The organism is Nitrospirillum karajorum, from assembly GCF_036348415.1.
In the GTDB taxonomy this organism is placed as follows: Bacteria; Pseudomonadota; Alphaproteobacteria; order Azospirillales; family Azospirillaceae; genus Nitrospirillum; species Nitrospirillum amazonense_B.
Map to the genome: position 1 here is coordinate 379013 of NZ_JAZBQB010000003.1, position 25577 is coordinate 404589.

The window sequence follows — 25577 nt, forward strand, 5'->3', positions numbered from 1 at the left end:
AGGAAGGCCGCCGCTGGTTCCTTGGCCGGGACCCGTTGCCGGCCCATAAAATGAAACGGGAGGATAACCGTGCCCCTATCCCTCAACCGCCGCGCCGTGTTGCGCGCGGGTGCGGCCGTGGCGACCGCCCCCTATTTCGGGGTTCACGCCCGCGCCGACGACGGCATCTGGTTCACCAGGACGGTGGGACCGTTCGTGGAGGTCGAAACGACAGGGGGCCGCGTGCGGGGTGGACACAGTCGGGGCGCGCTGGCCTTCAAGGGTATTCCCTACGCGGGTCCCGTCTCGGGTCCGAACCGTTTCAAGGCCCCGCCCAAGGTGTCACCCTGGACGGGGGTTCGGGACGCGACGCTGCTGGGCCCGCCGGCCTTGCAAGGGCCGGGCACCACCTACGGGGAGCACGAACCCGCCTACAGCGAAGACTGCCTGGTGCTGAACGTCTGGACCCCGGCGGTGAACGACGGCGCCAAGCGGCCGGTCATGGTCTACTGCCACGGCGGCGGCTTCACCACCGGCAGCGGCGGCCAGCGCATCCAGGACGGCGCCCGCCTGGCCGCGACCTACGACGTGGTGGTGGTGGCGACCAATCACCGGCTGGGGCTGCTGGGCTATCTTTACCTGGGGGACCTGGGGGGTGCGGACTACGCCACTTCCGGCAATCAGGGCATCCTCGACATTATCGCGGCGCTGGGCTGGGTTAAGGACAACATCGCCACCTTCGGCGGCGACCCCGGCAATGTCATGGTCTTCGGCGAGTCCGGCGGCAGTGCCAAGACCTGCGCCATCATGGCCATGCCGGCCTCCCAAGGGCTGTACCACAAGGCCGGCCTGCAAAGCGGCCACCTGCTGCGTGGCCTGCCGAGGGAGGTGGCGACGGAAACGACCCGCCGCGTGCTGGCGGCGCTGGATATCGCACCCAAGGATTTCACCAGGCTGCACGACGTGCCGGCGGACAAGCTGCTGGCCCTGCAACTGGCCGCCGAAAAGGGCCAAGGGCCCCTGACCGTGCCGACCCCGGAATGGCAGGCCGGCCATCCCCCGCCCCGGCCCAGCCTGGCGGCCCTTCGCGCCGCCAAGCCCGGCGGATGGGGTCCCGTGGTGGACGGGACCATACTGCCCCATGATCCTTTCGACCCGGCGGCGCCCGCCATCGCGGCCAGCATACCGCTGCTGATCGGCACCATGCGGGATGAGGCCACCTTTTTCGAACGCGACCACCCGGCGTTTTTCCACATGGATGCCACCGGACTGGACGCCCATATGCGACGTGCCCTGGGCGACGACGCGCAACGTGTCCTGGCAACCTACCGGCGGACCCGGCCCGACGCCACGCCGGTGGAACAGGGCATCGCCATCGAGACCGCCATCAGCATGGGCAACGGTGCCGTCGCCATCGCCGATCGCAAGGCCGCGCAGGCGGCCCCCGTCTATCGCTACCGCAACGACTTCCCGTCCAACATCGCCATCAAGGGCACGGACTGGACCTTGCGCGCCGGCCACGCCACCGACATCTCCGTCACCTTCTTGAACACGGAAATGCCGGACCTGCAGGGTGACGGCCCTGGCTTGGTGGAAGCCTCCAATGCCGTCAGCGGCTATTTCACCAGCTTCGCCCGCAGCGGCGTGCCCACCGCCGCCGGGCAGCCCGCCTGGCCCCGGTATGACATCAAGGATCGCGCCGTCATGTTGTTGAACAGCCAATGCCAGATGGCCCTCGACCCCGACGGTCAGGAACGGGCGATGTGGCAGGCGATGGGGGTGTGACAGCCTGCAGGCGCTACCGTCAGGCCGCCCCCAGATCCGCCAGCCCGTACAGCGGCCGGATCTCGATCTCGCTGGGGCCCATCATGGGGTTTGGGCAGCGCCGGACCCAGGCGACCGCCTCCGCCATGTCCTTGACCTCCCACAGCCAGAAGCCGGCGACCAGATCGCGCGGGTTGGGAAACGGGCCGTCGATCACCGTGCGGTGCGGACCATCGAAGGCCACGCGCTTGCCCCGCGCGCTGGGCGTGAGCCCTTCAGCCATGACCAGGATGCCGGCCTCGCGCAGGTCGTCGTTGAAGCGGCCCATCGCCGCCATCATCGCATCCATCCAGTCCTTGGGCGGCAGCCCCCTTTCGCTGTCCTCGGTCGCCTTCACCAGCACCATCACGCGCATCGCCAGTCTCCCTTGGGGTTGGGCCGGGCCGACGGCCCGGCATCGGAACGACGAACGGGGCGATAGCAAACCGACACCCGCCGGCCCACTTTCCCACGGACCGGCCGGCGGCGCCCCATTGACAGATGGCCGGGCAAGCAGCGTTGACGGGTCGGCACCACCACGTTACAGCAAGACGGGGGCCCCGCGAGACGGCGCGACCATGCGCGTGATGTTTGCCTGACAGCAAAACTTCGGCGCACGGCCCATCCAATCCATGTCACCGGGGAAGGCCATGGCCAGAAAGAGCGCCGCTTCGAGCCAGTATCACAGGGAAAATCTCCGACGGGACCTTATCGAGGCCGCGCTGGGATACGTCGCCGAGCACGGGCACGATACGCTTTCCGTCCGCACCCTGGCGAACAGGGTGGGCGTTTCATCCGGCGCGCCCTACCATCATTTCGCCGACCGCCGTTCGCTGCTGCTGGCATTGGCCCTGGAGGGTTATGAGCGTCTGATCCGCCCGAGCGTCGAACAAGAACGGGCCACATCCGACCCCGTGGAATACCTGACGGCGACCAGCCACCAATTCCTGACGTTCGCGATACAAAACCCCCGGCTGTTCGAACTGATGTACGAGAGCGAACTCACCCGGCCGGAACTGGACCCCGCGATCCGGGAAGCACAGTTTCGCGGGTTCTCATTGCTGAAAGACGCCATCATGACCGCCGTGCCGTCGATGTCGGAAGAGGAGTTCTCGTTCCGGCTTTTGGCGGTCTGGTCGACGCTCTACGGCTTCGCCACACTGCGCAATAAGCAGATGGTGAAGCCTTACGAAATGGGTCAGGAGGCGGCCGACGCCGTCGTGAAATCCGTTGTCAGGGGCGCCCTGGCCGGCAGCTGACCACGCCATCCCGCCGACCTGCCCGCTGCGCCTCCTCCCCCAATCTGTTTCCCGCCCCGCACACCCACTTGACAGGCCGCATGGCTTAATCTAAGCATTGCTTAGATTGGTTGACGCACATATCCCCGGCCAAAAAATCCGGGAAATCCGACAATAAAACGGGAGGGCTTGATGGGAACGTCCATCAAGGGAACCATCGCCATCGTGGGCGCAGGGCCCGGAGGCATGGCCGCGGCACTTGCCGCTATTCGACTGGGATTCAACGTCGCCTTGTTCGAGCGGGCCACGGAAATCAAGGCCGCCGGCAATATTCTGAACCTTTGGCCACCACCTCAGAAAATACTTAAGCTCATCGGGGTCGATACCGAGGATTTGGGCGCCCCCTGCCGTACCTTTTTCGAGCGTCATGACGGCAAGGTCCGCGCCGAGGTGATCCTGCCGCCCGAGGTGGAGCGGGAGTATGGCGGGGGCTTCATCGGCCTGCTGCGCTGGGGACTTTACAAGCGCATGGTCGATGCCCTGCCCCCGGGCGTCCTGCGCCTGGATCACACGCTGACCGGCGTGCGGGATGGGGGCGGCAAGGTCCACCTGACCTTCGCCAACGGCCCGAATTTCGAAGCCGATGTGCTGGTCGGCGCCGATGGCATCAACTCCTTTGTCCGCAAATGGCTGTGGGGCGACGCCCCCATCCGCCACCAGCGCCTGCATCTGGTCGGCGGCTATCTGTTTCTGGATACGCCGCCGGAGGGTCGAGGGGTCATTGCCCACAACCGCACCACCCAGGTCAGCTACACCCCAATCCGGCACGAGGGGAAATGGGGCTATGAGTGGTGGGTGCTGGAGGCCTGCGACCCCTCCCAGCCACCGCCCGGCGACCTTCTCGCCTACAGCAGGGAGCGGGCCAGGGGCTTCACCCAGCGGGTGCGTGATCTGATCGACGCGACCCCCGTGGCCCATCTGCAGCGGTGGGAGATCCGGGACCGCCCACCCTTGAAGCAATGGTCCAAGGGGCGCGTCACCCTGGCGGGCGACGCGGCCCATCCCACCTCCCCCTATGCGGCATATGGGGCCGGGATGTCGATCGAGGACGGGTATTTCCTGGCCCGCGAACTGGACGCCGTGTCGCTCTCCGACACAGAGGCGGTCCGCCAGGCGCTGCAACGGTACGAGGACAGGCGCAAGCCGCACACCGCCCAGGTCAGCCAGGGCGCGTACCATACCGGCCGCGCCTTCCACCACATGCCCAAGGCGCTGCGTCCGGTGCGGGACTGGGTCTTCGACCACACACCGGTGCTGCAGAAGTTCGTGGGCGACGCCATGCCCGGCCACATCCTGTCGCAGCTGGCGGAAATCGAGGACGCGCCCCCCTTCGAGACGGCGGCCAACCGGCACCGCGTGCCGGTCCGGGCGACCCCGTGAGTCCGGTCGCCCAATGAAACACCGCCGCGACCATCGCGCATCGTCGGCATCCAAAGCGAAATGACAGTCCGCCCCCCATCCATGCGCGGCAGGAGGACCAATTGACCGCCAAATTCAAATACGGCGTTTCCCTCTACAGCTTCACCGACGACCTCAACACGGTGATGACGCTGGAGGACGCCATGGCCGCCATCGCGGACATGGGCGCTACCGGCGTGGAGATCCTGGGCGAGGCGCACATCCCGGGCTATCCCGACCCCGACCCCGCCTGGGTGGACCGCTGGTACACCCTGCTGGACCGGCATGGGCTGGAGCCCACCAACTATGGCTGTTGGATCGACACCCGGCTGCGCCTGGACCGGCCGCTGGATTCCGTGACAGCGGCTGGGCACCTGGTGCGTGACATCGAGCTGGCCGCGCGGCTGGGCTTCAAGTTCGTGCGTCCCAAGATCGGCGTCGTGTCCCTCGACCTGGTGCCGGACCCCATCTGGGAGGACACCATCGTCCGCGCGCTTGAGACGGCGGAACGCCGCGACGTCGTCATCTGCCCGGAGATCCACAGCCCGACGCCGATCCGCCACCCCGTCGTGGACAGCTACGTCGACTTCATCCAGCGCACCGGGACCAAGCATTTCGGCCTGCTGCTGGACACCGGCGTCTTCCAGGACCGGCCGCTGCCGCCGCAGCCCGGCGAACATCCGGCGATGCGGCCCGGCTACCTGGACGGCTGCAAGGTCCCGCCGGAGCACATCGAGGACATCATCCAATATGTCGTCTTCATCCAGGCCAAGTTCCACAACATCAACGACCAGTTCGTCGATGAGCAGATCCCTTGGGACAAGGTGGTGCCGGCGCTGAAGAAGGCCGGGTACGCCGGCTACCTCTCCAGCGAATACGAAGGGGAACGGCTGCCCTGGCGGTCGCTGGAGCAGGTGCGCCGCCAGCATGCGCTGATCCGTAAGCTGGAGCGGGACCACGACCGTTCCACCCGCCCCGCCTGAGCCTGAGGGAAAGCCCAGCCATGCTTGAACGATCCATTATGCAGTCCAGCGGGTTCCGCAACATCGGTCCCGCCGACGCGCCCAGCGGCTTCCAACTGCGAATCCGCCTCCCCAACTACCGCGGCCAGCGCCTCAGCCTGGTCGATGGGGTGGACGTGACGGTGAATGGGGAGCGGTTCGACCACGCCGACAATCTGATCGCGGTCGGCGGCAAGACGTATGACCTGGCGACCCTCAGGACCGAGACCGAGAACCGCTGGCCCTTGGACGAACTGGCCACGGTCATCGTGGCCAAACCAGGCGGCCTGCCGGTGGGCGTTCACCGGGTCGAGGTCGCGGTGCGCATCCGCCAGTCCTACATCCCCATCGAATTCCAGCCCAGCGTCATCAGCGAGACGCGGACCGCCACCATCGTCTTTTGAGCAAGCCCGCCGGGCGGCGCCATCGGCCGCCCGGCCACGATAATAAGGGAGGAGGCCCATGGTGGCCGTGAACACGTCCGTGGAGACCCCGGCCAGGCGCCAAGCCGGCGTCGGGCAAGGGGTGTTGGTCGTCCTGGCCGGCTTCCTCCCAATTCTTGCCATCGTGGCGCTGTCCCCCGCCGTGCCCAAGATCATGGAGCGCTTCGGCGCCGTTCCCGGGGTGGGCACGCTGGTGCCCCTGCTGGTGACGGCCCCCGGCCTGATGATCGCCCTGACATCGCCCCTCATGGGATGGGTGGTGGACCGCTATGGCCGGCGCCGGCTGCTTCTTTGGGCCACCGCGGTCTACGGCTTCCTGGGCATCGCCCCCTATTTCCTGGATGACCTGAAACTGATCATCGCGTCCCGCCTGGCCCTCGGCATGGCGGAGGCGGGCATCCTCACCGTGACCAACACGCTGATCGGCGACTACTTCGCCCATGATCAGCGGCGCACCTGGCTGACGATTTAAGGACTGGTAGGACCCGTCTTCGGCACCTCCGTCGTCGCCCTGTCCGGCTACATGACGGCCATGACCTGGAATGCGTCGTTCCTCATCTACGCCGTGGCCTTCCCCATCTTCCTGGCCATGGTCGTTTACATCTACGAGCCGGTGGTGGCGGCCGCCGCCACCGGACCCGGCGCCGCCAAGGTGGCGTTCCCCTGGGCCGACGTCGTCATCACCAGCCTGGTCACCCTGTTCTCCGCCAGCCTCTACTATGTCTACATCGTCCAGGTCGGCCTCGCCTTCGGGGAGGTCGGGGTCTCGTCGCCCCAGACGGTGGGCCTGATGATCTCCATCGCCAGCATCGGCGTCTTTCTGGGCGCGGCCTTGTTCCAGTGGCTGTCCGGCCGCTTCACGGGGCCGCAACAGATCCTGGCCTTCCTGCTGCTGCTGGGGGTGGGCCTGGTCGGCATCGGCATCGCCGGCGACCAGACGACGATGACGGCGGCGGCCTTCGTCCAGCAACTGGGCGCAGGCATCGCCATCCCCGCCCTGGTGTTGTGGTCGGTGTCGAAGCTGCCGGCCGAGCATCGTGGCCGAGGCATGGGTGTTTGGGCCGGCTGCTTTTTCCTGGGGCAGTTCACCAGCCCGCTGTTCGTCACCGCCGCCAAAGGCGTGGCGGGCACGATGCAGGGCGCGTTCGGCGTGCTGGGCGGCGCGGCCTTGGCCGGCGCCCTGATCGCGCTCGCTTGTGTGCTGCGCGGCCGGAGAGGGACGGACTGACAAGACGGCATCGACGGTGGCCGCATGGATTGCGCCGCGGTCCGTCTGGACAGACACCAGGAACTGACGGCCGCCCTGCCGCTGACGGCCGCCCTGCCGATCGGCCAAAATAAAAAGAAACACGAACCTCACCCAAGAACCTCACCGGGACGGCCGTTTCGAGACAGCTGTCCCGTGCCTGGCGATGTCCATGCGCTGGCGAAAACGGTCTGCCCCGCATCCATCTGGTGGACAAACCATTGGAACGCGGCCCCGGATGCGCGCGGATGCGCCAAAATCCCGAAATCGTCCGGCATGGGTCCCGCAGGGGGCTTTCCTGGGAGCCTATGGCTCAGCCCGGTCACGGTGGATGGAAAACGGGCAACCAATAAAATGGTGAGGTTCACGTGAAAAGCAGGCTTCCGCGCACGCCCAACCGGCTCGACCCCATTCCGGGCAGAAGCAGCGTTGATGAGCAGACGCTGGCGATGATCGTATCGCTGGCATCGGAGGTGACCGTCCTGCGGGCGCGGCTGGACACCTGCGAGCGCCTGCTGGTGGCGGCCCGGGTCCTGGCGCCGGGCGCAGTGGACTCCTTCTCACCCGACGCGGCGGCCCAGGCCGAGCGGGACGGCCTGCGCCAGCACACCCTGAACAAGGTCTTCCGCCCCCTGCAAGAGGCCGCCTTGGCCGATGTGGCGGCCGCGTCCCACGCGATGGGCGGCCAGGAGATGCAGGCATGAGCGGCATCGCCGAATCCCGCGCCGCCCTGGCGCACCCCATGATCGCGGTCCCCACCCATGATGAGCTGGTGGAGCAGCTGTTCGTCCGCGACCTGAAGCTGTTCATCGGCCAGACGCTGGAACCGGCGCAGCAGAAGATCGCGGCACAGATCGTGCCCACCATTGCGGGCAGCGGCAGCAACAGCCCGGTGGACGATCTGCGCCACCGCATGCAGTCCTTCGAAAGCTTCACGACCTGGCTCAGCCTGAAGCGTGAATCCCAGCGCCAGCTATGGGCGGCGGTGGAAGACTGCGTGGAACGGCAGGCGGACCAGTTAGAGGCGTTGGCCGCGGTGGACGCGCCCAAGGGCACCCTGACGCTGGACCCGGACTTCGTGGCGCCCGATTACATCACGCGGGGCGATATCCACCTGATGCCCGGCGGCAACGCGCATGACGACGGTTCGGTGCTGCAGGGCGCGGTGATGGATCGGGGCGGGGCGGTCTACATGCTGGGCCGCAACGGCGGCATGCTGAACGACCTGCGCGGTCATACCGCCATGGCCCACCTGCTGACCGTCGCGCCGGACATCAACCCCGGCCGCATCCTGGATATGGGCTGCGGCATCGGCACCAGCACCGTGCCGGCGGCGGCCTGCTTCCCCGAGGCGGAAGTGCACGGCATCGATGTCGGCGCCTCCATGCTGCGCTATGCCCACGCGCGGGCCGAGCATCTGGGCGCCGCCGTCCACTTCTCGCAACAGAGCGCGGAACGGACCACCTTCCCCGACGCCTCTTTCGACGTGGTCTACAGTTGCGTCGTGCTGCACGAAACCTCACCGGAAGCCGCCATCAACATCCTGGCGGAAAGCCGCCGCCTGCTGCGGCCGGGCGGGATCGCCGTCCATCTGGAGGTGCCGCTGCTGCACACCCTGGGCGACATCTGGCAGGAGCTGTCCTCGGAACTGGAGGCCCAATTCAACAACGAACCCAACTGGCGCGGCGCCCTGACCGCCGACTACGGCCAATTGATGCGAGCGGCCGGATTCACCGACATCCGCACGGGTTATCAGGCGACCGCCTTCAACGGCCGGACTGCGCCCCGGAAATTCGGCGACACGTCGGACGGCGTCTTCCGCTCCTGGTTCGTCGCGTCGGGACGGGCATGATGGCAAGAGGCGTCATGATCATGGGCGCGGCCCGCCGGCGTGCGGCGCTGCTGCTGGCGGCGGCGTGGCTGGCCGGCGCCGGCCCCGCCCTGTCCGCGGAAGCCCCGGCGCCGCAGCGGCTGTCCCTGGCGGAGCTGCGCCAGCGCCTGGGTGCGCCGGGCGACCATTACGCCGACCTGGGCGGCGTCGAGGTGCGCTACCGCGACGAGGGCAAGGGCCCGGCGCTGCTGCTGCTGCACGGGTCCAACGGTACCCTCAACGCCTGGGACGGCGTGGTCGCGCGGCTCAAGAACCGCTATCGCATCATCCGCTTCGACCAGCCGCCGGGTGGCCTGTCGGGCCCAGTCAGCGACGACGCGGCCCGCACGGTGGGCACGCCCGAGGCCCTGGTGGCGCGGCTGCTGGACAAGGTGGGCGTGGACAAGGCCGCCGTGTTCGGCACCTCCAGCGGCGGCACGCTGGCCTACTATTTCGCGGGGACCTATCCGCAGCGGGTGACGGCCCTGATCCTGGCCAACACCCCGGCGGATTCCGTAGCGGAAGCCAAGATACAGACGACACCGGCGCTGGATGTCGAAATCGCCCGGGCCAAAGCCATCGGCTATCGCGACCTGCAATACTGGCAGGTCTACATGACCTACCTGTGGGGCGAGCCGAAGCGCCTGACGCGGGAAACGGTGAACTATTCCTATACCACCGGCCTGCGGGCGCCCGAGCCCAATCCTTTTGTCCTGTACGCCCTGACCGCCAACAAGCAACTGACCATGGATCACCTCAGCGCCGTGAGGGCGCCGGTCCTGATCCTGTGGGGGCGGCGCGACCCGGTGCTGCCCCCCGCGGCGGAAGTCGCCCTTTATGACTATCTGGCCGGTGCGGAAAGCCGCTCGGTGGTTTGGCTGGACACCGCCGGCCACTTCCCGGCGCAAGAGGTGCCGGAGCGCGTGGCCGACCTGGTGGACGCCTATCTCCGGCGGGACCAATAGGCCGCCAGCGGCCATGGGGCGCGACAATAAAAACGGCCTTGTGCATTAAGATTACCTTTTAAAAACAAAGGACAGGGCGTCGTGAGATTTGGCAGGATTGGGGTGGCGGCCGGCGCGTGCGTCGGGCTGCCGCTAGCACTGTTCCTCGCATGGTTTGTTCCAGCCAAGCTGGGTTGGTTCGCCACCGATCGCGCGGCGGCGATCACACGCTACGCGCAGGCGCCGTCCTCCCGGTTCATCACCGTGGATGGCGTGCCCCTGCATGTCCGGGTGGAGGGCAAGGGGCCGCCCGTGCTGCTGCTGCACGGCACCGGCGTCAACCTGCATGAATGGGACCCGCTGGTGGACCGCCTGTCGGACCGTTACACCCTGATCCGGGTGGATTGGCCGCCTTACGGCCTCAGCGGCCCCAATCCCCATGGCTACACCACCGCCGAGGCCGCGCGGCTGGTGGGCCTGGTGCTGGACCAACTGGCGGTTGGCCCGCTGACCGTGGTGGCGACATCCAACGGCTGCAACGTGGCGCTGGAGCTGAATGCCGCGAATCCCGACCGCATCCGGGCCATGGCCTTTTCCATGCTGCCGCTGGAACGCCCCAGCCAGACCCGCCAGGTCGACTGGCGGATCCGTTGGATGCTGGCCTTCCACAACGCGGTGCTGCCCGACTACCACCCGCGGTTCTTCTATAGCCTGGTGCTGCAGGACACCTCCCACCCCGGCTGGCAGGTGCCACCCTATCTGGCCGGCGTCATGTACGACATGGCCAACCTTCCCGGGGCCATCGCCAACCAGCAGGCCTACCTCAAGTCCAATATCGCCCTGTTCCGCACCACGGACGTGGGGGCCACGGCCGGTCAGGTTCGGGCGCCCGTCCTGCTGCAATGGTCGGATGAGGACACGGTGATCTCGCAAAGCGCCGATGCGTCGGTGCGGCGGTTCACCGGGACCCAGGTCAAGCTGATCCACTACCCCGGCATCGGCCACTGGCCGATGTGGGAAACCCCGGACCGGTTCGCCGCCGACCTCGGCGCTTTCCTGGGCACGCTGCCGCCGCCCGCGGCGGCACCGTGACGCCCCGCCCCGCCCATCGTTCGGGCCCGGCACGTGAACAGGCGAGGCATCCCGCCGGGTTGCCCGCCGCAGTGGGAGACATGCAGTGGGAGACATGCGGTGACGACGATGATTTCCGAAGAGTCCCTGGCCCCTGTCTCCGCCGCCGACCAGGCGGATTATCCCAGCCGGCGCACCGCGTGGTGGACCGTCACCGTCCTATTCCTGGCGGCCATCGTGTCCATCATTGATCGCGGCATCATCAACATTGTCGTGGACCCGGTCCGCCATGACCTGGGCCTGGCCGATTTCCAGATCGGTCTGTTGCAGGGCCTGGCCTTCGGGCTGTTCTACGCCACAGTGGGCATCCCCCTGGGCCTGATCGCCGACCGCGTGTCCCGGCGCCTGCTGGTCACCGTCGGTGTGCTGGTGTGGAGCCTGGCCACCATTGGCGGCGGCCTGGCGGCGACCTTCGGCGAGCTGTTCGCCTCCCGCCTGCTGGTAGGCCTGGGGGAAGCGGCGCTGGGCCCGGCGGCGGTATCGCTGATCGCCGACCTGTTCCCGCCCCATCGCCGGGGCAAGCCGCTCAGCCTGTTCCTCACCGGCCAAGCCGTCGCCAATGGCATGGCCATCTCCCTGACCAGCTTCATCATGGCCGCCGCGGCCAACGGCCGCTTCGCCGGCATTCCCCTGTTGCAGGACGCCGCCCCCTGGCGCGTGGCCTTCATCGGTTGCGGCACCCTGGGCCTGGCGGTGGTCGCCATGATGCTGATGACCCGGGAGCCGCCCCGCCGGGGCATCCAGGGGACGGCGGACCCCACGTCGCTGGCCGACAAGCTGTCCTTCCTGAAGCGCAACGGCGCTGTCTTAGTCCCCCTGTATCTGGGTTTCGCCCTGTGCTTCATGGCGGCCTATGCCGCCGCCGCCTGGTCGCCCGCCATGCTGACGCGGGCCTTCGGGCTGGGACCGGCGATGATCGGCGCCTGGCTCGGGCCATTCTCCATGACCTTTTCCTTCCTGGGGCCGCTGGTGGGCGGGCTGATGATCGACCACTTCGCCCGCCGGTCCCTGGCCATGGCGAAATTCGGCATCCTGATGGTCGGCCCCTTGCTGGCCATCCCGTCGGCACTGGCCGTGTTCGTGCCCGGCCCCGTCTTCGCCATGTTCCTGGTGGCCAGCAGCAGCGCCATCTTCGCCGTGCTGGGCGCCACCACCTTCGCCACGCTTCAGTCCATCGTGCCGCCCACCATGCGCGGCGGCGCCATCGCCCTGAGCGGTCTGGTCAACACCATCATCGGCGCCACCCTGGGCCCGCTGCTGGTGGCGACGCTGACCGACCGCCTGTTCCGGAACCCGACGATGGTCGGCTACTCCATCGCCATCGTCGTTGTCCCAGCATTGCTGGGCGGCAGCGCCCTGTTCGTGCTGGCCCGGCGCGGCATGGTCCGCCAGCGCCGGGCGGGTGGCGAGGCCGCCGCCATGCTGCTGGCGTCCGAGGGCCAGAGGGTGGGCTCCTACCGCTGACGGCCGACGCGACCGGCCCTTCCCCGTCATGGCGTCCGCGCCGCCTTCCTGAACGAGGTAGCTTCAATGATCCAGGCCGCCCCAGCCCCCGCGGGTGTCGTCACCCTGACCGTCGAGCCCGCCACACCGCAGGCCCTGGCCGCGTTCGGCCGCATCCTGGGCCGAGCCGCCGACGTGAAGCCCGTCCCGGTCGACTTCTACAAGGGCCGGGTCCTGATGCGCTATCCGGTGGATTTCGCTTGCGAGCATCCGGTGGACATCAGCCTGGCGACGGTGGACACCCGCCCACCGGAGGTGCGCTACATGGAGCGCCACTTCCAGCACACCCAAACCTTCATCCCGCTGGCTGGGAAGCCCTTCGTCGTCGTGATGGCGCCCCCGTCCGATGGCGACCTGCCCGACCTGGGGCAGGCCCGCGCCTTCCTGTTCGACGGTAGCGCCGGCTTCACCCTGCATCTGGGCACCTGGCATGAATTCCCGTTCGCGGTGGAGGACGCGACCGACGTGGTCGTCATCCTGTCCAGCCAAACGGGTTACGACCTGCACCAGCGCGACGCGGTGACCGACGAGGCCTTCGGGCCCGACCTGGACAAGAAGGACATCCTGGCCCGCACGGGCACACTGATCCGCTTTGTCCCACCGGCGGCACGGGCCTGACAACGGCCCCCCGCGCGGGGCTCTCACAATCCGGGAAAAGGAACAGGGATCGATGGAACGCAAGAACCAGGAACGGGTCAGCCGCGCCCAAGGCAGCCAGCCGACCATATTCAAGGACCCCGTTACCGACGCGCTGGGCGCCATGGTGATGGCGCTGCTGGGCGAGGTGATGGTGTTGCGCGACCGTTTGGACGCCCACGAACGCCTTGCCGGCGGCTATGGACCTGTGGACGTCGACGCCTTCCGCCCCGATCCGGAGGCGCGCGCCTATCGCGCCGCTTACCGGCGGTTGGCCTATGACCGTGTCCTGGGCGTGGCCCGCGACAAGCTGCTGCCGGACAGCCTGAGGGAACAGCGCGACTACGACACCGTGCTGGACGAAGTGACGACGAACTGACCCTTTCCTCGGAGGACGCATCATGACCGACCATTTCGGACACGCCGTCATGCCGCAGGCGACGCATGACGAACAGGCGATGGAAGATCACTTCCTGGCCATGCGCCTGTGGACCATTCAGAACATGGACCCGCTGGATAAGCGGCTGGTGAACGAGGTGATCGTTCCCGAGATCGAGGCGAAGACGGGCGCCCCGCCCAAGTCCAGCGCCCAGATGCGGGCGGCGCTGGAAGATCAGCCCTTCCACCAATACTGGCTGTCCTTGAGTTTCTTCTATCAAGATCAGATTTGGCGCACCCTGGGCGCCAGCGTGGATCGACAGTACGACACCCTGGCCCACGCCGTGTCCGAACAAACGGCGGCGCCGCGCGGCTCGCTGACACTGGACCCGGACTTGGCCATACCCCGCTACATCGCGGCGTTCGACCATCACCGCATGCCCGGCAGCTATCACGTTGACACGTCGGCCGAGGATTTCCGGGCGGGCGCCCTGTATGACCGCTTCGCCTCCACCTATCTGCGCAACCTGAACGGCGGATGGAAGAACGACGGGCGCGGCCAGACCTTGGTTGCCCACCTGCGCGACTTCTATCCCGACCTCAAGCCCCGCCGTATCCTGGATCTGGGCTGCTCCGTCGGGCACAGCACCGTGGCCATCGCCGCCGCCTTCCCCGACGCGGAGGTGCACGCCATAGACGTGGGCGCACCCATGCTGCGCTACGGCCACGCCCGCGCCGAAGCCATGGGCCAGGCCATCCATTTCAGCCAACAGAACGCGGAGCGCACCCGGTTCGAGGACGGCAGCTTCGACCTCATCACCTCTTCCGCGCTATTGCATGAAACCTCGGCGTCCGCCATGCGCAATATCTTCGCGGAATGCCATCGCCTGCTGCGGCCAGGGGGGGTGATGGCCCATGTCGAGGTGCCGCCGCGCCATGAGCATCTGGGTCTCTGGGAGCAAATGCGTTGTGACTTTGAATCGCACTACAACAACGAGCCGTTCATGGCGGCGCTGAGCCGCGTGGACTACGTGGCCACCAGCGTAGGCGCCGGTTTCAAGGGCGGGGACGTCATCGTCGGCTATCGCAAGGGCGTAGCAGGGGCCCGCGCCAGCCGGGATGATTTCTTCACCCAAGGCGATCCCCAGGGCCGCACCCTGCTGGGCAGTTGGTACGTCTGCTCCGCGATCAAGAGCGCCGGATTGAACTGACGGCCGGCGTTCCGGTCGCACCGATGATGGCAGGAGGCCGGGCATCGTCCCGGCCTCCTTTTTTCATGCCACCGCCCGGCCCCTTCCCCGCCGTGACATGTCCGAACAAGCGACCGGATGATCCATCTGGCGGTCAGCGGCATCCCCAGCATTGCGTCGTCCGGCCTCACAATTAATCCTCAAACCTAATTCCGGCACAAGACCGAGGAAAAGGGGAAATCTGGCAGTTTCCCCAACAGGAGCGTTTCACCCGCTGTTTGTGATTCACAGAATTACCCAGCGGCACCAATAAAAATTAGTGGCCTGAAGAGAGCACTCAAAAACTGGGAGACTTCCGTGGTCAATAAAACGAAGCGCACCGCGCTGATTGGCGCCTCTTTATTCAGCATTAGCATCGCTTCCGGCCTCGCCATCGCCCCACCGATGGCTCATGCCGCCGCCGAAGCCGCCACCCCGGCGGAGGACTTCGGGGAACTGCAGGAAATCGTCGTCACGGCGCGCAAGCGGTCGGAAGATGTGCTCAAGACCCCCGTCGCCGTCAGCGTGCTGACCAGCGACACCATCGAGCAGCGGGGCGTCGTCTCGGTCAACGACATCGCCGACCAGACCCCCGGCATGAACGTCACCAACAACGCCGCCGGGCGCAGCGACCGCTCCTTCCAGCAGATGGTCATCCGCGGCTTCGCCCCGGCCATCGTCGACATCACCACGGTCGCGACCTTCATCGACGGCGTGCCCGTCAGCTCCGCCTCCGCGCTGACCACCATTTCCGATCCGGAACGCGTGGAGGTGCTGAAGGGTCCGCAGAGCGCCTATTTCGGCCGCAACACCTTCGCCGGCGCCTTCAACGTGGTGAACAAGGTTCCCACCGACGAATTCCACGGCAGCGCCAGCGTCATGGTGGGCACCCGCGACAATTACCGCATGAGCGCCGCCCTGGAAGGCCCCATCCTGGGTGACAAGCTGACCTTCCGTGTCACCGGCGACCGTTTCTCCAAGAGCGGCTCCTACGAAAACGCCTCCAACACCAGCCAAACCCTGGGCGACCAGTCCACCACCAGCGGCACCCTCATGCTGGTGTTCAGGCCCATCGAGGGCCTGACGATCAAGGCCTTCGGCCTGCTGTCGAAGGATGACGACGGCCCCTCCGCCCAGGGCCTGATCTCCGCCTACACGGTCACGAACGCCTCGGGCAAAGTCGTGGTCCAGGGCCAGTCCAACTGCACGCTGAACGGCAACCCCACCTTCTGCGGCACCGCGCCGTCGCTGACGTCCACTACCCCGTCGGCCTCCACCCTGACCGACAGCTACATCAAGAATTTCCTGTCCCTGCCCAACGGGCGCTTCCTGTCGCCTTCCGATGGCACGCAAGGCTACGGCCTGGTCCGCCACTTCTACCATGGCCACCTCGCGGCGGATTACGAGATCCCCGACACCGACCTGACCGTCAGCTATCTGCTGGGCGTGAACAGCGAGAAGTACAGCGCGCTGGTCGACCTGGACAATTACGGCGACACCTCGATCCCGAACAACGGCTTCGGCTCCATCCCGGCCGGTGCCCGCAGCTACTTCGACTATCCCTATCTGGTCGAGCGCAAGACGGACGACTTTTCCCAGGAACTGCGCCTGGCTTATGACAGCGGCCCCCTGCGCGTCACCGGCGGCGTGAACTTCATCGACGCCTGGACGCAGGCCGGCAATGGCGGCGGCAACGGCGCCCTGGGCAAGACCGCCTTCTTCAGCGCCAACGGCGAGACGCGGTCCCGCACCTCCAGCGCCTTCTATGGCATCACCTACCAGGTGACGGACGCCCTGAGCCTCAGCGCCGAAGGCCGCTATCAGATCGACAAACTGTTCGCCTATGCGCCGCTCAGCGGTTATACCGCGACCACCAGCGCCTTCGTCCCGGCCGGCTATTATCCCGGCGGCTCGCTGATGCTGAGCAAGTCCTACGAAAACTTCATGCCCCGCTTCATCGCGCAGTACCAACTGAACGATGACCTGATGACCTACGCCTCCTATGCGAAGGGTGTGAACCCCGGCCGGTTCAACACCAGCTTCATCTCCTCCTCCGCCGCCACCCAGCGCGCGGCGGCGGCGGCCGGCCTGAAGGTGCAGGTCGACCCGGAAGAGGTGACCAACTATGAGATCGGCTTGAAGGGCCGGTTGTTCGATGGCCGCCTGCGCTTCACCCTGGACGGCTATTACGCCCAGTGGCGCAACCAGATCAATTCGTTGAACCTGTCCGGCATCGATCCCGTCACCAACTCCGCCTTCGCCATCACCAGTTACGACAACACCGGCGACGTGGATCTGAAGGGCATCGAGTTCGACGGCACCTATGCGTTGACCAAGCAGATCGCCCTGAACCTGGGTGCCGCCCTGGTCGATACCGACATCCAGTCGTACCGGTCGACCGCCGTCACCAAGCTGACCGGGGTCAGCGATTTCAGCGGCAAGGAGATGCCAAACACCTCCAAGTACTCCGCCAACGCCGGCCTTCAGTACAACGGTGACCTAAAGGGCTGGACGGACGGCACGTGGTTCGCCCGCGCCGACTACATCTACAAGTCCGGGGTGTGGTCGAACGCCGCCAACGTCGTGAAGACCCCGGACCGCCACACGGTGAACGTCCGCCTGGGCGCCACCCAGGGCGACATCTCCGCCGACGTGTTCATCAACAACCTGTTCGACAACACGACCTACACGTCGATCAGCGACCAGTTCATCTTCACCAAGAATTTCGCCTACACCAGCACCCTTTCCGCGCTGGTGGTCGGCCTGCCCGAACGCCGCACGTTCGGCCTCCAGGTCCGCTACAAGTTCTGATCCCCGACATCAGCGGACGGCCGCCAAGGCGCCGTCCGCCTCTCCCGCCCCGGCCCGACGGGGTGGCATCGGAGCGCCTTTTCCATGAGCGTCGCCATCACCCGCGGCTACACGAATGGCCGGTACGGCCAGGTTCACTACCGCGTCGCCCGCCCGGCAGGCCCGACGGTGGGCCGCCCCCTGATCCTGTTCCACCAGAACCCGTCGTCGTCCTTCGAATATGAACCGTTGATCGCCGAGATGGCCACGGACCGGGTGGTTCTGGCGCTGGACACGCCGGGCTATGGCATGTCCGATCGGCCACCGGCGCCGCTCACCATCGCCGGCTACGCCACGGCGATGGTGGAGGTCTTGCCGGACCTGGGCGTGACGGCCACAGAAGGCTGCGACGTCTACGGCTTCCACACCGGCGCCCTCCTCTCCATCGAGGCGGCGCTGGCCCGGCCCGACCTGGTGCGCCGCCTCGCCGTGACCGGCATGCCCATGCGCACGGCAGAGGACGCCGCCGCCTTGCTGGAGGTCGCCAACACCGCCCCGCCCCTGGATGAGGCGGGCGAGGTGGCGCTGGGCATGGCCAAGCGCCTTTGGGATTACGTCGTCACCGCGCGCGCGGCGGGGGTTCCCCTGCGCCGCGCCGCCGACAACTGGGTCGACAAGCTGCGCGTCATGGACCGCAGCCAGTGGGCTTACGTCGCGGTGTGGAGCTACCAGTACCAGCCCCGCCTGCCGCTGGTGACGCAGCCCGTGCTGGTGCTTCAGCCCAATGAGGACATCCGCGACATCTCCCTGGCCGCGGCCACCCTGCTGCCCGACCACCGCATCGTCGAGATGCCGGAATGGGACCGGGACATCTTCGACCTTCCGGCCGCTGTCACCCGCATGGGTGTCGAGTTGCGCCGCTTCCTTGACCAGCCTTGATCCCCGATTGTTAGGAGTTTGCCAATGACCGCCCTCGCCGCCGTGCCGTCGCAGAGCGCCCTGCCCATGGCCAAAATCTCCCACTCGGTCATGGACCCGGACTTCCTGGCGGCGGAGGTGGCCCGGCGCTACCCGATCGCCGGTCCCATCAACGCCTTCCTGCTGTACCGGGGCATGAACGACGTCTACCTGGTCCAGGGGGCGGAAGAGCGCTACGCCCTGCGTGTCTGGCGCAAGACCTACCGCGACGTGGATGAGGTGGCGACGGAGCTGAACTTCCTGGACTACCTGCGCCAGCAAGGCTTCCCCGCGTCCGCCGGCGTGCGCACCCGGGATGGGGAGCTGTACTTCAAGCTGGACTCGCCCGAGGGGCCGCGCGCCATCGCCCTTTATGACTGGGCGCCGGGCAAGAAGTTCACCGAACGCCTGGACATCGGAAACGCCGAGCGCATCGGCGCTCTGTTCGCCCAGATGCACCTGCACGGCATCGCCTACAATGGCGGGCGCCCGTTCCCTACCGACAACCTGGTGCGCTTCAAGGTCACCGTTCCGGCGCTGCTCAACTTCGTCTACGACCGCCCGGACGATCTGCGGGACTACGCCATCATCAGCGAGCGCCTGGCGCAGCGCCTGATCGACATCCGGTCCGACGACGTGCCCATGGGCATATGCCACTGCGACTTCCACTCCAGCAATGTCCACGTCGCCGACGACGGGCGCATCACCTTCCTGGATTTCGACGGGACGGGTGAGGATTACCTGATGCAGGACGTGAAGAACTTCGTCTGGGGCAACCTGTTCTACGGCTTCTCCGAAAGCTATGGCGAGGCGTTCGAGCGGGGCTATGAGACCGTCCGCCCCTTCACCAAGGCGGAGAAGGAGCACGGCCAGCTGTTCCTCATGACCAAGGCCTTCCGCCTGGTCGCGGGCATGGCGGAATCCTCGGCCGCCGTGGGCCGGGGCACCCTGCGGTTCCGCAACCTGGATTGGCTGGGCGACTACATCAAGACCCGCGCCCGTCCCCTGGGCCTGCTGTGACGGATGCGCGGGCCGGACGGGGGCCTGTCCCCGCCGGCCCTGCGCCGCCGGCCCCCGGAGCTTTTCCCCCTCAAGGTGTTCCCCCAAGGTGTTTCATGGATGACCTGAGCGCCCAGATCGCCGCCCTCATGGCCGACGACGATGCCCTGTTGCAGGGGCTGCAACAGGGTGGCCCCATGAATCTGCCCCGGGCTTACGATGTCATGGAGCGGTTCGGGGTCGACGGCCTGGTGCTGGGCGATCCCCTGAATGTCTTTCACGCGCTGGGTTATTGGCCGCAGATCGGGACCACCCGGCAAGGCCAACCGCCCACGACCTTCGCCATCCTGACCCGCGACCGGCGCCAGGCGCCGGCCATCGTCACCTCTCACTTCATCTATTATTACACCTTCGTCGATGGCGGCCCGCGCGACGGCGTCGCCGCCTACCTGTTCCAGGACGCGGGTGATGAGGGCCCTGGCGACACGGGCCCTGATGGCGCGCGACGGGAACGGACGGCCATCCCATGGGCCGGTCTGTTCGCCGACAGGGGCGCCGCCCCTCTGACCCAGGTCGAGGAACGCCGGCGCGACCGCACCGACGCCGCCCTGCGCACCCGTCCCTTGATGGCGGACAGCGGGGGCGCCCTGGTCCGGGCCTTGCGCGACCTGGGCCTGTGGTCCGGCCGGCTGGGCTATGACCATGAGGTCGTCCGCATGGTGTGCGAACGCCACGAACGGCCGGGTGGCCTGGTGCCGGCGGACAACCTGTTGCGCTGGATCCGGGTGGTGAAGTCGCCCCTGGAACTGGCGCTGATGCGGCGCGGCGCCCAGGCCAACGCGGCGGCGGTCGACGCCGTCGTCGCCCAGGTGCGGGCCGGCGCCAACTACCGCGATCTACGCCGGCTGTTCGCCGTGGAGAGCGCCCGGCGCGGCAACCGGGCCGTCTTCATGACCATCGACCGCGTTTCCTCCGACCTGCCCACGTCGGATACGGTGCGTGACGGCCAGTCGCTGTTCTTCGACGGCGTCGGCCACTTCCAGAACTACCACGGCGACTATGCCCGCACCGTGTTCGTGGGCGAGCCGGCGGCGGCGGCGGTCCGCGCGGCGGACGCGGCGCAGGCCGGCTGGAAGGCCATCCGCGAGCAGCTGCGCCCCGGCCTGCGCTTCTCCGAAGTCAGCCGCATCGGCCTGGACACCCTGCGCAAGACCGGCGCGGGCGACCTGGTGACCTTCGGCCCCCACAGCGTCGGCCTGATGCACACCGACGAGCCGGGCGAGGTGCGCGGCGGCTTCTACGGCAAGAACGACCTCACCCTGGAAGAGAACATGATCCTGAGCGTCGACTGCCCCTCGCTGGACACCGGCATCGGGGGATCGGTGCATATCGAGGATTTGGTGGTGATCACGCGGGACGGCGCGGAACCCATCCACCCCCTCGGCAAACACGTCATCACGATTTGAGGCTTGCGCCATGTACCTATCGATCAGCATTGACGTCTCGCCCCGGGACGGGTCGGCCTTCGCCCGGCTGGGCCAACAGGCCGACCGTATCGAGCAAGCGGGCGCCGACTTCGTCCTCTTGGCCCACGAGACCGGGGCCGGCACGCTGGAACCGGGCCGGCTGGAGGCGGTGGTGACCCTGCCCTGGATCGCCCGCCGGCTGGCCACGCCCGTAGTGGTGGCGGCCTTGCCCGCGGTGCATTCCGTCCCCTTCCATATCGCCCGCGCCCTGTCGGCGGCGGATTTCCTGACTGCGGGGCGCGCCGGCTGGCTACCGCTGCTCCAGGGCGGCGCCCGCTTCGACGCCGCCTATGGCGACGCCTACCACCTGCCCCCCGGCGACCGGGTGGCCAAGCATGACGACTTCATCCGCGCCACCCGCGCCCTGTGGGACAGCTGGGACCAGGACGCGCTGATCCTGAACAAGGACAGCGGCGCCTACCTGGACAGCGCCAAGGTCCGCCGCGTCGATTATCGCGGCCCCTTCTTCGCCACCATGGGTCCGCTGAACGCCGCCCGGCCGCCGCAGGGCCATCCCCTGCTGGTGCGCGACCTGGACGACGTGGCCGGCAGCACCATACCGGCGGACGTGGTGCTGGGCGGCGCCGAGCGGCTGGCGGGCGTCGATGCCCGGGGCGCCGTGCGCCTGCTGAAGGTGATCGCCGCCACGGTGGAACAGGGCGAGGCCCTGGTGCGGGCCGGCAAGGCCGACGGACTGCATGTCGCGGGGCCGGATGCCATCGACCAGCTTGAGGCGCTGCGTCGGCATTACACCCGGCAGCCCACCACCGGCGCCACGGCGCGCGCCCGCCTGGGCCTGGCCGCGCCCGCCAACCCCTATTCGCAGGCCACCACACACTCGAAGAAGGTCCCCGCCTGATGTCGCGCGAGAACGGTAGACTGCACCTCTGGGCCTTCCTACAGGGCATCGGCTTCTTTCCCGGCGGCTGGCGGGAAGAGAAGGCCACCCCCGACGCGGTGTTCCAGCGCGCCTATTACGAGCGCATCGCCCGCATGGTGGAGGACGCGCGCTTCGACGCCATCGTCTTCGGCGACCAATTGCAGGGGCGCGACGCCGCCGGCCGCACGCCCGGCCGCCTCGCCATCCCCACGCTGGACCCCTTCACCCTGCTGGCGGTCATGGCCGGCGTGACCAGCCGCGTCGGCCTGGTCGCCACGGTATCCACCACCTATAACGAGCCGGCGGAGGTGGCGGCCAAGTTCGCGGCCCTGAACTTCATCAGCCAGGGCCGGGCCGGCTGGAACATCGTCACCACCGTGCACCCCAACAGCCCCTGGAACTTCGGTGAGCCGGAACTGCTGGAGAAGTCGGCGCGCTATGCCCGCGCCCAGGCCTTCGTCGACGCCGCGGACGCGTTCTGGCGGCAGGCGGCCGGCCTTCCGGCGGCCACCGCCGCCGATGCGCTGAGGAACCAGTGGTTCGACATCGCCGGCACCCTGGACTTCCCGACCTCCCCGCAATACCGGCCCGTGCTGGTGCAGGCGGGACAGTCGCCGGACGGGCGGAATTTCGCCGCCCAGTCGGCTGAGGCCATCTTCTGCCCCGCCCCCACCATCGACGCCGGCCGCGCCTATCGCGACGACATCCATGAGCGGGCCCGCGCCCTGGGTCGCGATCCCTCCAAGATGCTGATCATGCCGGGGTTGGCCTTCATCCTGGCCGACACGGAGGAGGAGGCGCAGCGCAAGCACCGCCATGTGCTGGAATTGGCCGACGACCAGCTCTGCATCGAATACCTAAGTGAATCCATCGGCTATGACCTGACGCGGCTGCCGGCCAACCAGCCCTTCCCGCTGGACGAGATCTGCGCCGCCTGCGAGTTCCCGGCGGAAGACGTGCGCCGCATGCTGACACCAGCGGTGGAGGCCGGCCTGTCCATCGCCGACGCCTGCCGCGACTACGCCCGCAAGCCGCGCGGCCACGCCATCTTCGTCGGCACGCCGGAACAGATGGCCGATCGCATGGAAACCTGGATCGACGCCGGCGCCTGCGACGGCTTCACCCTGCAGCCGGGCTACATGCCCAGCGAGCTGGAACTGTTCTGCGCCCACGTCGCGCCCCTGTTGCAGCAGCGCGGCCTGCTGCGGCGGGAGTATCAGGGACCGACCCTGCGCGATCATCTTCTTGGTGAGTTCCGGGCATGACGGACACATCGGTCGAACGCGCCTTTGTCCGCATCCGTGAAGGCCAGGTCCACCTACGGCGCATCGTGAACCCGGCGGCGACCCAGCCGCCGGTGTTCCTGCTGCACGCCTCCCCCACCTCCTCCCGCTGGCTGGAAGGGCTGATGGTGGAGATCGCGCGGTCCGGCCGCACGGTGGTGGCGCCCGACACCCTGGGCAACGGCGATTCACCGGCCCCTGCCATCCCCTCGCCGGACATCGCCTATTTCGCCGACAGCGTGTTGCGCCTGGCCGACGCCATGGACATCGGCGCCTTCGACGTCTACGGCACCCACACCGGCGCCCGCACGGCCTGCGAACTGGCGGTCATGGCGGGCGGCGCCGACGGGAATGGTCGCGTGCGCCATGCCGTGCTGGATGGCATCAAGGAGTATGACGACGCCACGCGGGCCGCCGTCCTGGAGCACTACGCCCCGCGCAAGGAGCCGGACGAGCATGGCACGCACCTGGTCTGGGCCTTCCATTTCGTGCGCGACCAGGCGCTGTATTTTCCGCACTTCATGCGCGACGCGGACCACCGCCTGCCCGGCCACATGCCCAGCAACCGGGTGCTGCATGACGCCGCCCTGGATGTGCTGAAGGCGCTGGACACCTACGCCCTGCCGTATCTCGCGGCCTTCCGCTACCGGCCGCTGGAGCGCCTTCCCCTCATCCACTGCCCCGTCCTGCTGCTGAAGGCGCAAGGGGAGCTGGCGGCCCTGAACACCGCCATCGACGAGGCGGCGGGGCTGCTGCGACACGGCGGGGTGGCCCCGGTCGCCTCCGACCCCGTGGCCAAGGCGCGGGCCATCGTCGACTTCCTGGATGGAGATCGCCCATGACCGTCCCGCCCGCCGGCAACGGCGAAACCACCCGCCTCAGCATGGGCGTCTGCATCGGCTTCGGTGTCGGCACCGTCGGCGTCTCCATCATGCTGAACACGGTGACAGCCTACTTCCCGGCCTTCATGTCCACCGTGCTGGGCAAGAACACGGAGCTGGCGGGCTATCTGCTTATGGCGTCGAAGCTGTACGACGCCGTCGCCGACCTGGTCATCGGCATGCTCAGCGACCGCACGCGCAGCCGCTGGGGCCGGCGCCGCCCTTTTCTGCTGGCTGGAGGCTTCGTGTCCGCGGCCTCGTTCCTGATGATCTTCTGCGCGCCGGACATGGGCGACACCGCCCTGATCCTCTACATGCTGCTGGCGCTGATCATCTATTCCACCGGCTATTCCCTGTTCAACGTGCCCTACATGGCGATGCCGTCGGAGATGACACCGTCGCGCTATGAACGGTCGCGCCTGCTGTCCTTCCGCACGCTTTTCGTCTCGTTGGGCCAGATCCTGGCCATGGCGGGCACAGCCGCCCTCATCACCCACGGTGGTGGGGGCGCGCGGGGTTACGCCATCATGGGCTGGACCATGGCGTTGATCATCGGCACCGCGATGGCGCTGTCCTTCTTCGGGACGGCCAAGGCGCCGGCGCTGGAGAACGCGCCCACCCCGGTGGAAAAGGCCGCCGGCGGCTCATGGGTGACCGTGTTCCGCAACCGGCCCTTCTGCCTGCTGATGGCGGCCAAGGTCTGCCAGTTCCTGGCCTTCGCCAGCCTGGCCACCACCAGCCTGCTGTTCATGCTGAACGTGCTGCATTTGGGCTATGAGGGCCAGATGCAGCTGGCCCTGGCGCAGAACATCGCCTCAGGGCTGTCCATGCCCGCCTGGCTGTGGCTGGAACGGCGGACGGGCAAGCGCAACGCCTATCTGGTGGGCATGGCCGTCATGGCCCTGGCGGCGGCCAGCTGGCTGTTCGTCGGCAAGGATGGCGTCAGCACCCTCGAACTCTTGACCCGTGGCGTGGCCAGCGGCGTCGGCGCCGGCGGCATGATCCTGTTCTCCATCTCCATGCTGGCGGACACCCTGGCCTATGACCGGGAACTGACCGGCCTGCGGCGCGAGGGCCTGCTGTCCAGCATCATGGCCGTGATCGAGAAGGGCACCTTCGCCCTGGGCGTGGCCCTGCTGGGCATCATGCTCAACTTGGCCCACTATATTCCGACCAAGAACGGCCAGCTGGTGGAACAGCCACGATCCGCCATCCTGGCGCTCTACGCCGGCTACGTCGTCATCCCCCTGCTGCTGTTCATCTGCAACGCCGTGTGCATCGGCTTCTACAAGCTGGGCGCGCGCAGCCCGGAATTCACCAGGCCGGTCATTGCTGCGGAACCCGCAGCGAATTGATCCGCGAGGCCCCGGGGCGGCATCGGCCCGGCCAATCGCCGGGCCGA

24 protein-coding genes are annotated in these 25577 nt (G+C 67.7%); 23 read left to right on the plus strand and 1 reads right to left on the minus strand.

Features of this window, described 5'->3' with window-relative positions; translation table 11 throughout:
- Positions 1 to 69: 69 nt before the first annotated feature.
- On the plus strand, positions 70 to 1764 hold the full coding sequence (locus UCD39_RS15380; RefSeq protein ID WP_330496838.1) for a carboxylesterase/lipase family protein: 1695 nt from the start codon (positions 70 to 72) through the stop codon (positions 1762 to 1764).
- Positions 1765 to 1783: 19 nt separating this feature from the next.
- Here the strand turns inward: UCD39_RS15380 and UCD39_RS15385 are convergent, their stop codons facing one another.
- Positions 1784 to 2158, minus strand: a complete 375-nt coding sequence (locus tag UCD39_RS15385; protein ID WP_330496839.1) for a YciI family protein — start codon at positions 2156 to 2158, stop codon at positions 1784 to 1786.
- Positions 2159 to 2432: 274 nt separating this feature from the next.
- Here UCD39_RS15385 and UCD39_RS15390 point away from each other — a divergent pair, with 274 nt between their 5' ends.
- The 22 genes from UCD39_RS15390 (at position 2433) to UCD39_RS15495 (ending at position 25530) form a co-directional block, all read left to right on the plus strand.
- Positions 2433 to 3041 carry a TetR/AcrR family transcriptional regulator gene (locus tag UCD39_RS15390; RefSeq protein WP_330496840.1) on the plus strand — a complete coding sequence of 203 codons (609 nt, stop codon included), beginning with the start codon at positions 2433 to 2435 and terminating at the stop codon, positions 3039 to 3041.
- 171 nt (positions 3042 to 3212) lie between these two features.
- The gene (locus UCD39_RS15395; RefSeq protein ID WP_330496841.1) at positions 3213 to 4460 is read left to right on the plus strand and encodes an FAD-dependent oxidoreductase; all 1248 of its coding nucleotides are present in this window, start codon (positions 3213 to 3215) and stop codon (positions 4458 to 4460) included.
- A 101-nt stretch (positions 4461 to 4561) separates the two neighbouring features.
- Positions 4562 to 5461 carry a sugar phosphate isomerase/epimerase family protein gene (locus UCD39_RS15400; RefSeq protein ID WP_330496842.1) on the plus strand — a complete coding sequence of 300 codons (900 nt, stop codon included), beginning with the start codon at positions 4562 to 4564 and terminating at the stop codon, positions 5459 to 5461.
- A gap of 20 nt (positions 5462 to 5481) precedes the next feature.
- Positions 5482 to 5883 (plus strand): C-glycoside deglycosidase beta subunit domain-containing protein, encoded by a 402-nt coding sequence (locus UCD39_RS15405; RefSeq protein ID WP_330496843.1) that lies wholly within the window; start codon positions 5482 to 5484, stop codon positions 5881 to 5883.
- 58 nt (positions 5884 to 5941) lie between these two features.
- Positions 5942 to 6394, plus strand: coding sequence for an MFS transporter (locus UCD39_RS15410; RefSeq protein WP_330496844.1), 453 nt, complete (start codon positions 5942 to 5944; stop codon positions 6392 to 6394).
- Positions 6395 to 6454: 60 nt separating this feature from the next.
- Positions 6455 to 7150, plus strand: coding sequence for an MFS transporter (locus tag UCD39_RS15415; RefSeq protein ID WP_330496845.1), 696 nt, complete (start codon positions 6455 to 6457; stop codon positions 7148 to 7150).
- 386 nt (positions 7151 to 7536) lie between these two features.
- Positions 7537 to 7872: a hypothetical protein gene (locus UCD39_RS15420; protein WP_330496846.1), complete on the plus strand. Its 336-nt coding sequence runs from the start codon at positions 7537 to 7539 to the stop codon at positions 7870 to 7872.
- Positions 7869 to 9020: a class I SAM-dependent methyltransferase gene (locus UCD39_RS15425; RefSeq protein WP_330496847.1), complete on the plus strand. Its 1152-nt coding sequence runs from the start codon at positions 7869 to 7871 to the stop codon at positions 9018 to 9020. The genes UCD39_RS15420 and UCD39_RS15425 overlap by 4 nt, the downstream gene beginning before the upstream one ends.
- Before the next feature lie 14 nt (positions 9021 to 9034).
- Positions 9035 to 10003 (plus strand): alpha/beta fold hydrolase, encoded by a 969-nt coding sequence (locus tag UCD39_RS15430; RefSeq protein ID WP_330496848.1) that lies wholly within the window; start codon positions 9035 to 9037, stop codon positions 10001 to 10003.
- 102 nt (positions 10004 to 10105) lie between these two features.
- Positions 10106 to 11074: an alpha/beta fold hydrolase gene (locus UCD39_RS15435; protein ID WP_330496849.1), complete on the plus strand. Its 969-nt coding sequence runs from the start codon at positions 10106 to 10108 to the stop codon at positions 11072 to 11074.
- A 108-nt stretch (positions 11075 to 11182) separates the two neighbouring features.
- A complete protein-coding gene (locus UCD39_RS15440) occupies positions 11183 to 12577 on the plus strand; it encodes an MFS transporter (RefSeq protein ID WP_330498469.1) in 1395 nt (464 codons plus the stop codon).
- Positions 12578 to 12643: 66 nt separating this feature from the next.
- On the plus strand, positions 12644 to 13234 hold the full coding sequence (locus UCD39_RS15445) for an ureidoglycolate lyase (RefSeq protein WP_330496850.1): 591 nt from the start codon (positions 12644 to 12646) through the stop codon (positions 13232 to 13234).
- Positions 13235 to 13286: 52 nt separating this feature from the next.
- Positions 13287 to 13631, plus strand: coding sequence for a hypothetical protein (locus UCD39_RS15450; RefSeq protein ID WP_330496851.1), 345 nt, complete (start codon positions 13287 to 13289; stop codon positions 13629 to 13631).
- A 22-nt stretch (positions 13632 to 13653) separates the two neighbouring features.
- Entirely contained in the window at positions 13654 to 14841 is a 1188-nt protein-coding gene (locus tag UCD39_RS15455) for a class I SAM-dependent methyltransferase (protein WP_330496852.1), read from the plus strand.
- Between the two features lie 336 nt (positions 14842 to 15177).
- Complete coding sequence (locus tag UCD39_RS15460; RefSeq protein ID WP_330496853.1) at positions 15178 to 17670, plus strand: TonB-dependent receptor; 2493 nt, start codon at positions 15178 to 15180, stop codon at positions 17668 to 17670.
- Positions 17671 to 17754: 84 nt separating this feature from the next.
- The gene (locus UCD39_RS15465; protein ID WP_330496854.1) at positions 17755 to 18588 is read left to right on the plus strand and encodes an alpha/beta fold hydrolase; all 834 of its coding nucleotides are present in this window, start codon (positions 17755 to 17757) and stop codon (positions 18586 to 18588) included.
- A gap of 24 nt (positions 18589 to 18612) precedes the next feature.
- On the plus strand, positions 18613 to 19626 hold the full coding sequence (locus UCD39_RS15470; RefSeq protein ID WP_330496855.1) for a phosphotransferase enzyme family protein: 1014 nt from the start codon (positions 18613 to 18615) through the stop codon (positions 19624 to 19626).
- 95 nt (positions 19627 to 19721) lie between these two features.
- Positions 19722 to 21071, plus strand: a complete 1350-nt coding sequence (locus tag UCD39_RS15475; RefSeq protein WP_330496856.1) for a M24 family metallopeptidase — start codon at positions 19722 to 19724, stop codon at positions 21069 to 21071.
- A 10-nt stretch (positions 21072 to 21081) separates the two neighbouring features.
- Positions 21082 to 21990 (plus strand): LLM class oxidoreductase, encoded by a 909-nt coding sequence (locus UCD39_RS15480; protein ID WP_330496857.1) that lies wholly within the window; start codon positions 21082 to 21084, stop codon positions 21988 to 21990.
- On the plus strand, positions 21990 to 23276 hold the full coding sequence (locus UCD39_RS15485) for an NtaA/DmoA family FMN-dependent monooxygenase (RefSeq protein ID WP_330496858.1): 1287 nt from the start codon (positions 21990 to 21992) through the stop codon (positions 23274 to 23276). The genes UCD39_RS15480 and UCD39_RS15485 overlap by 1 nt, the downstream gene beginning before the upstream one ends.
- A complete protein-coding gene (locus UCD39_RS15490) occupies positions 23273 to 24136 on the plus strand; it encodes an alpha/beta hydrolase (protein ID WP_330496859.1) in 864 nt (287 codons plus the stop codon). Before UCD39_RS15485 ends, UCD39_RS15490 begins: the two co-directional genes overlap by 4 nt.
- Complete coding sequence (locus tag UCD39_RS15495) at positions 24133 to 25530, plus strand: MFS transporter (protein WP_330496860.1); 1398 nt, start codon at positions 24133 to 24135, stop codon at positions 25528 to 25530. Before UCD39_RS15490 ends, UCD39_RS15495 begins: the two co-directional genes overlap by 4 nt.
- Positions 25531 to 25577 lie beyond the last annotated feature (47 nt).

Excerpts from the sequence above, each read along its gene's own strand:
- UCD39_RS15385 (WP_330496839.1), bottom strand. The coding sequence starts at position 2,158 with ATGCGCGTGATGGTGCTGGTGAAGGCGACCGAGGACAGCGAAAGGGGG.
- UCD39_RS15390 (WP_330496840.1), top strand. The coding sequence starts at position 2,433 with ATGGCCAGAAAGAGCGCCGCTTCGAGCCAGTATCACAGGGAAAATCTC.
- UCD39_RS15395 (WP_330496841.1), top strand. The coding sequence starts at position 3,213 with ATGGGAACGTCCATCAAGGGAACCATCGCCATCGTGGGCGCAGGGCCC.
- UCD39_RS15405 (WP_330496843.1), top strand. The coding sequence starts at position 5,482 with ATGCTTGAACGATCCATTATGCAGTCCAGCGGGTTCCGCAACATCGGT.
- UCD39_RS15410 (WP_330496844.1), top strand. The coding sequence starts at position 5,942 with ATGGTGGCCGTGAACACGTCCGTGGAGACCCCGGCCAGGCGCCAAGCC.
- UCD39_RS15415 (WP_330496845.1), top strand. The coding sequence starts at position 6,455 with ATGACCTGGAATGCGTCGTTCCTCATCTACGCCGTGGCCTTCCCCATC.
- UCD39_RS15425 (WP_330496847.1), top strand. The coding sequence starts at position 7,869 with ATGAGCGGCATCGCCGAATCCCGCGCCGCCCTGGCGCACCCCATGATC.
- UCD39_RS15430 (WP_330496848.1), top strand. The coding sequence starts at position 9,035 with ATGATCATGGGCGCGGCCCGCCGGCGTGCGGCGCTGCTGCTGGCGGCG.
- UCD39_RS15440 (WP_330498469.1), top strand. The coding sequence starts at position 11,183 with ATGATTTCCGAAGAGTCCCTGGCCCCTGTCTCCGCCGCCGACCAGGCG.
- UCD39_RS15445 (WP_330496850.1), top strand. The coding sequence starts at position 12,644 with ATGATCCAGGCCGCCCCAGCCCCCGCGGGTGTCGTCACCCTGACCGTC.
- UCD39_RS15450 (WP_330496851.1), top strand. The coding sequence starts at position 13,287 with ATGGAACGCAAGAACCAGGAACGGGTCAGCCGCGCCCAAGGCAGCCAG.
- UCD39_RS15455 (WP_330496852.1), top strand. The coding sequence starts at position 13,654 with ATGACCGACCATTTCGGACACGCCGTCATGCCGCAGGCGACGCATGAC.
- UCD39_RS15465 (WP_330496854.1), top strand. The coding sequence starts at position 17,755 with ATGAGCGTCGCCATCACCCGCGGCTACACGAATGGCCGGTACGGCCAG.
- UCD39_RS15470 (WP_330496855.1), top strand. The coding sequence starts at position 18,613 with ATGACCGCCCTCGCCGCCGTGCCGTCGCAGAGCGCCCTGCCCATGGCC.
- UCD39_RS15475 (WP_330496856.1), top strand. The coding sequence starts at position 19,722 with ATGGATGACCTGAGCGCCCAGATCGCCGCCCTCATGGCCGACGACGAT.
- UCD39_RS15480 (WP_330496857.1), top strand. The coding sequence starts at position 21,082 with ATGTACCTATCGATCAGCATTGACGTCTCGCCCCGGGACGGGTCGGCC.
- UCD39_RS15485 (WP_330496858.1), top strand. The coding sequence starts at position 21,990 with ATGTCGCGCGAGAACGGTAGACTGCACCTCTGGGCCTTCCTACAGGGC.
- UCD39_RS15490 (WP_330496859.1), top strand. The coding sequence starts at position 23,273 with ATGACGGACACATCGGTCGAACGCGCCTTTGTCCGCATCCGTGAAGGC.
- UCD39_RS15495 (WP_330496860.1), top strand. The coding sequence starts at position 24,133 with ATGACCGTCCCGCCCGCCGGCAACGGCGAAACCACCCGCCTCAGCATG.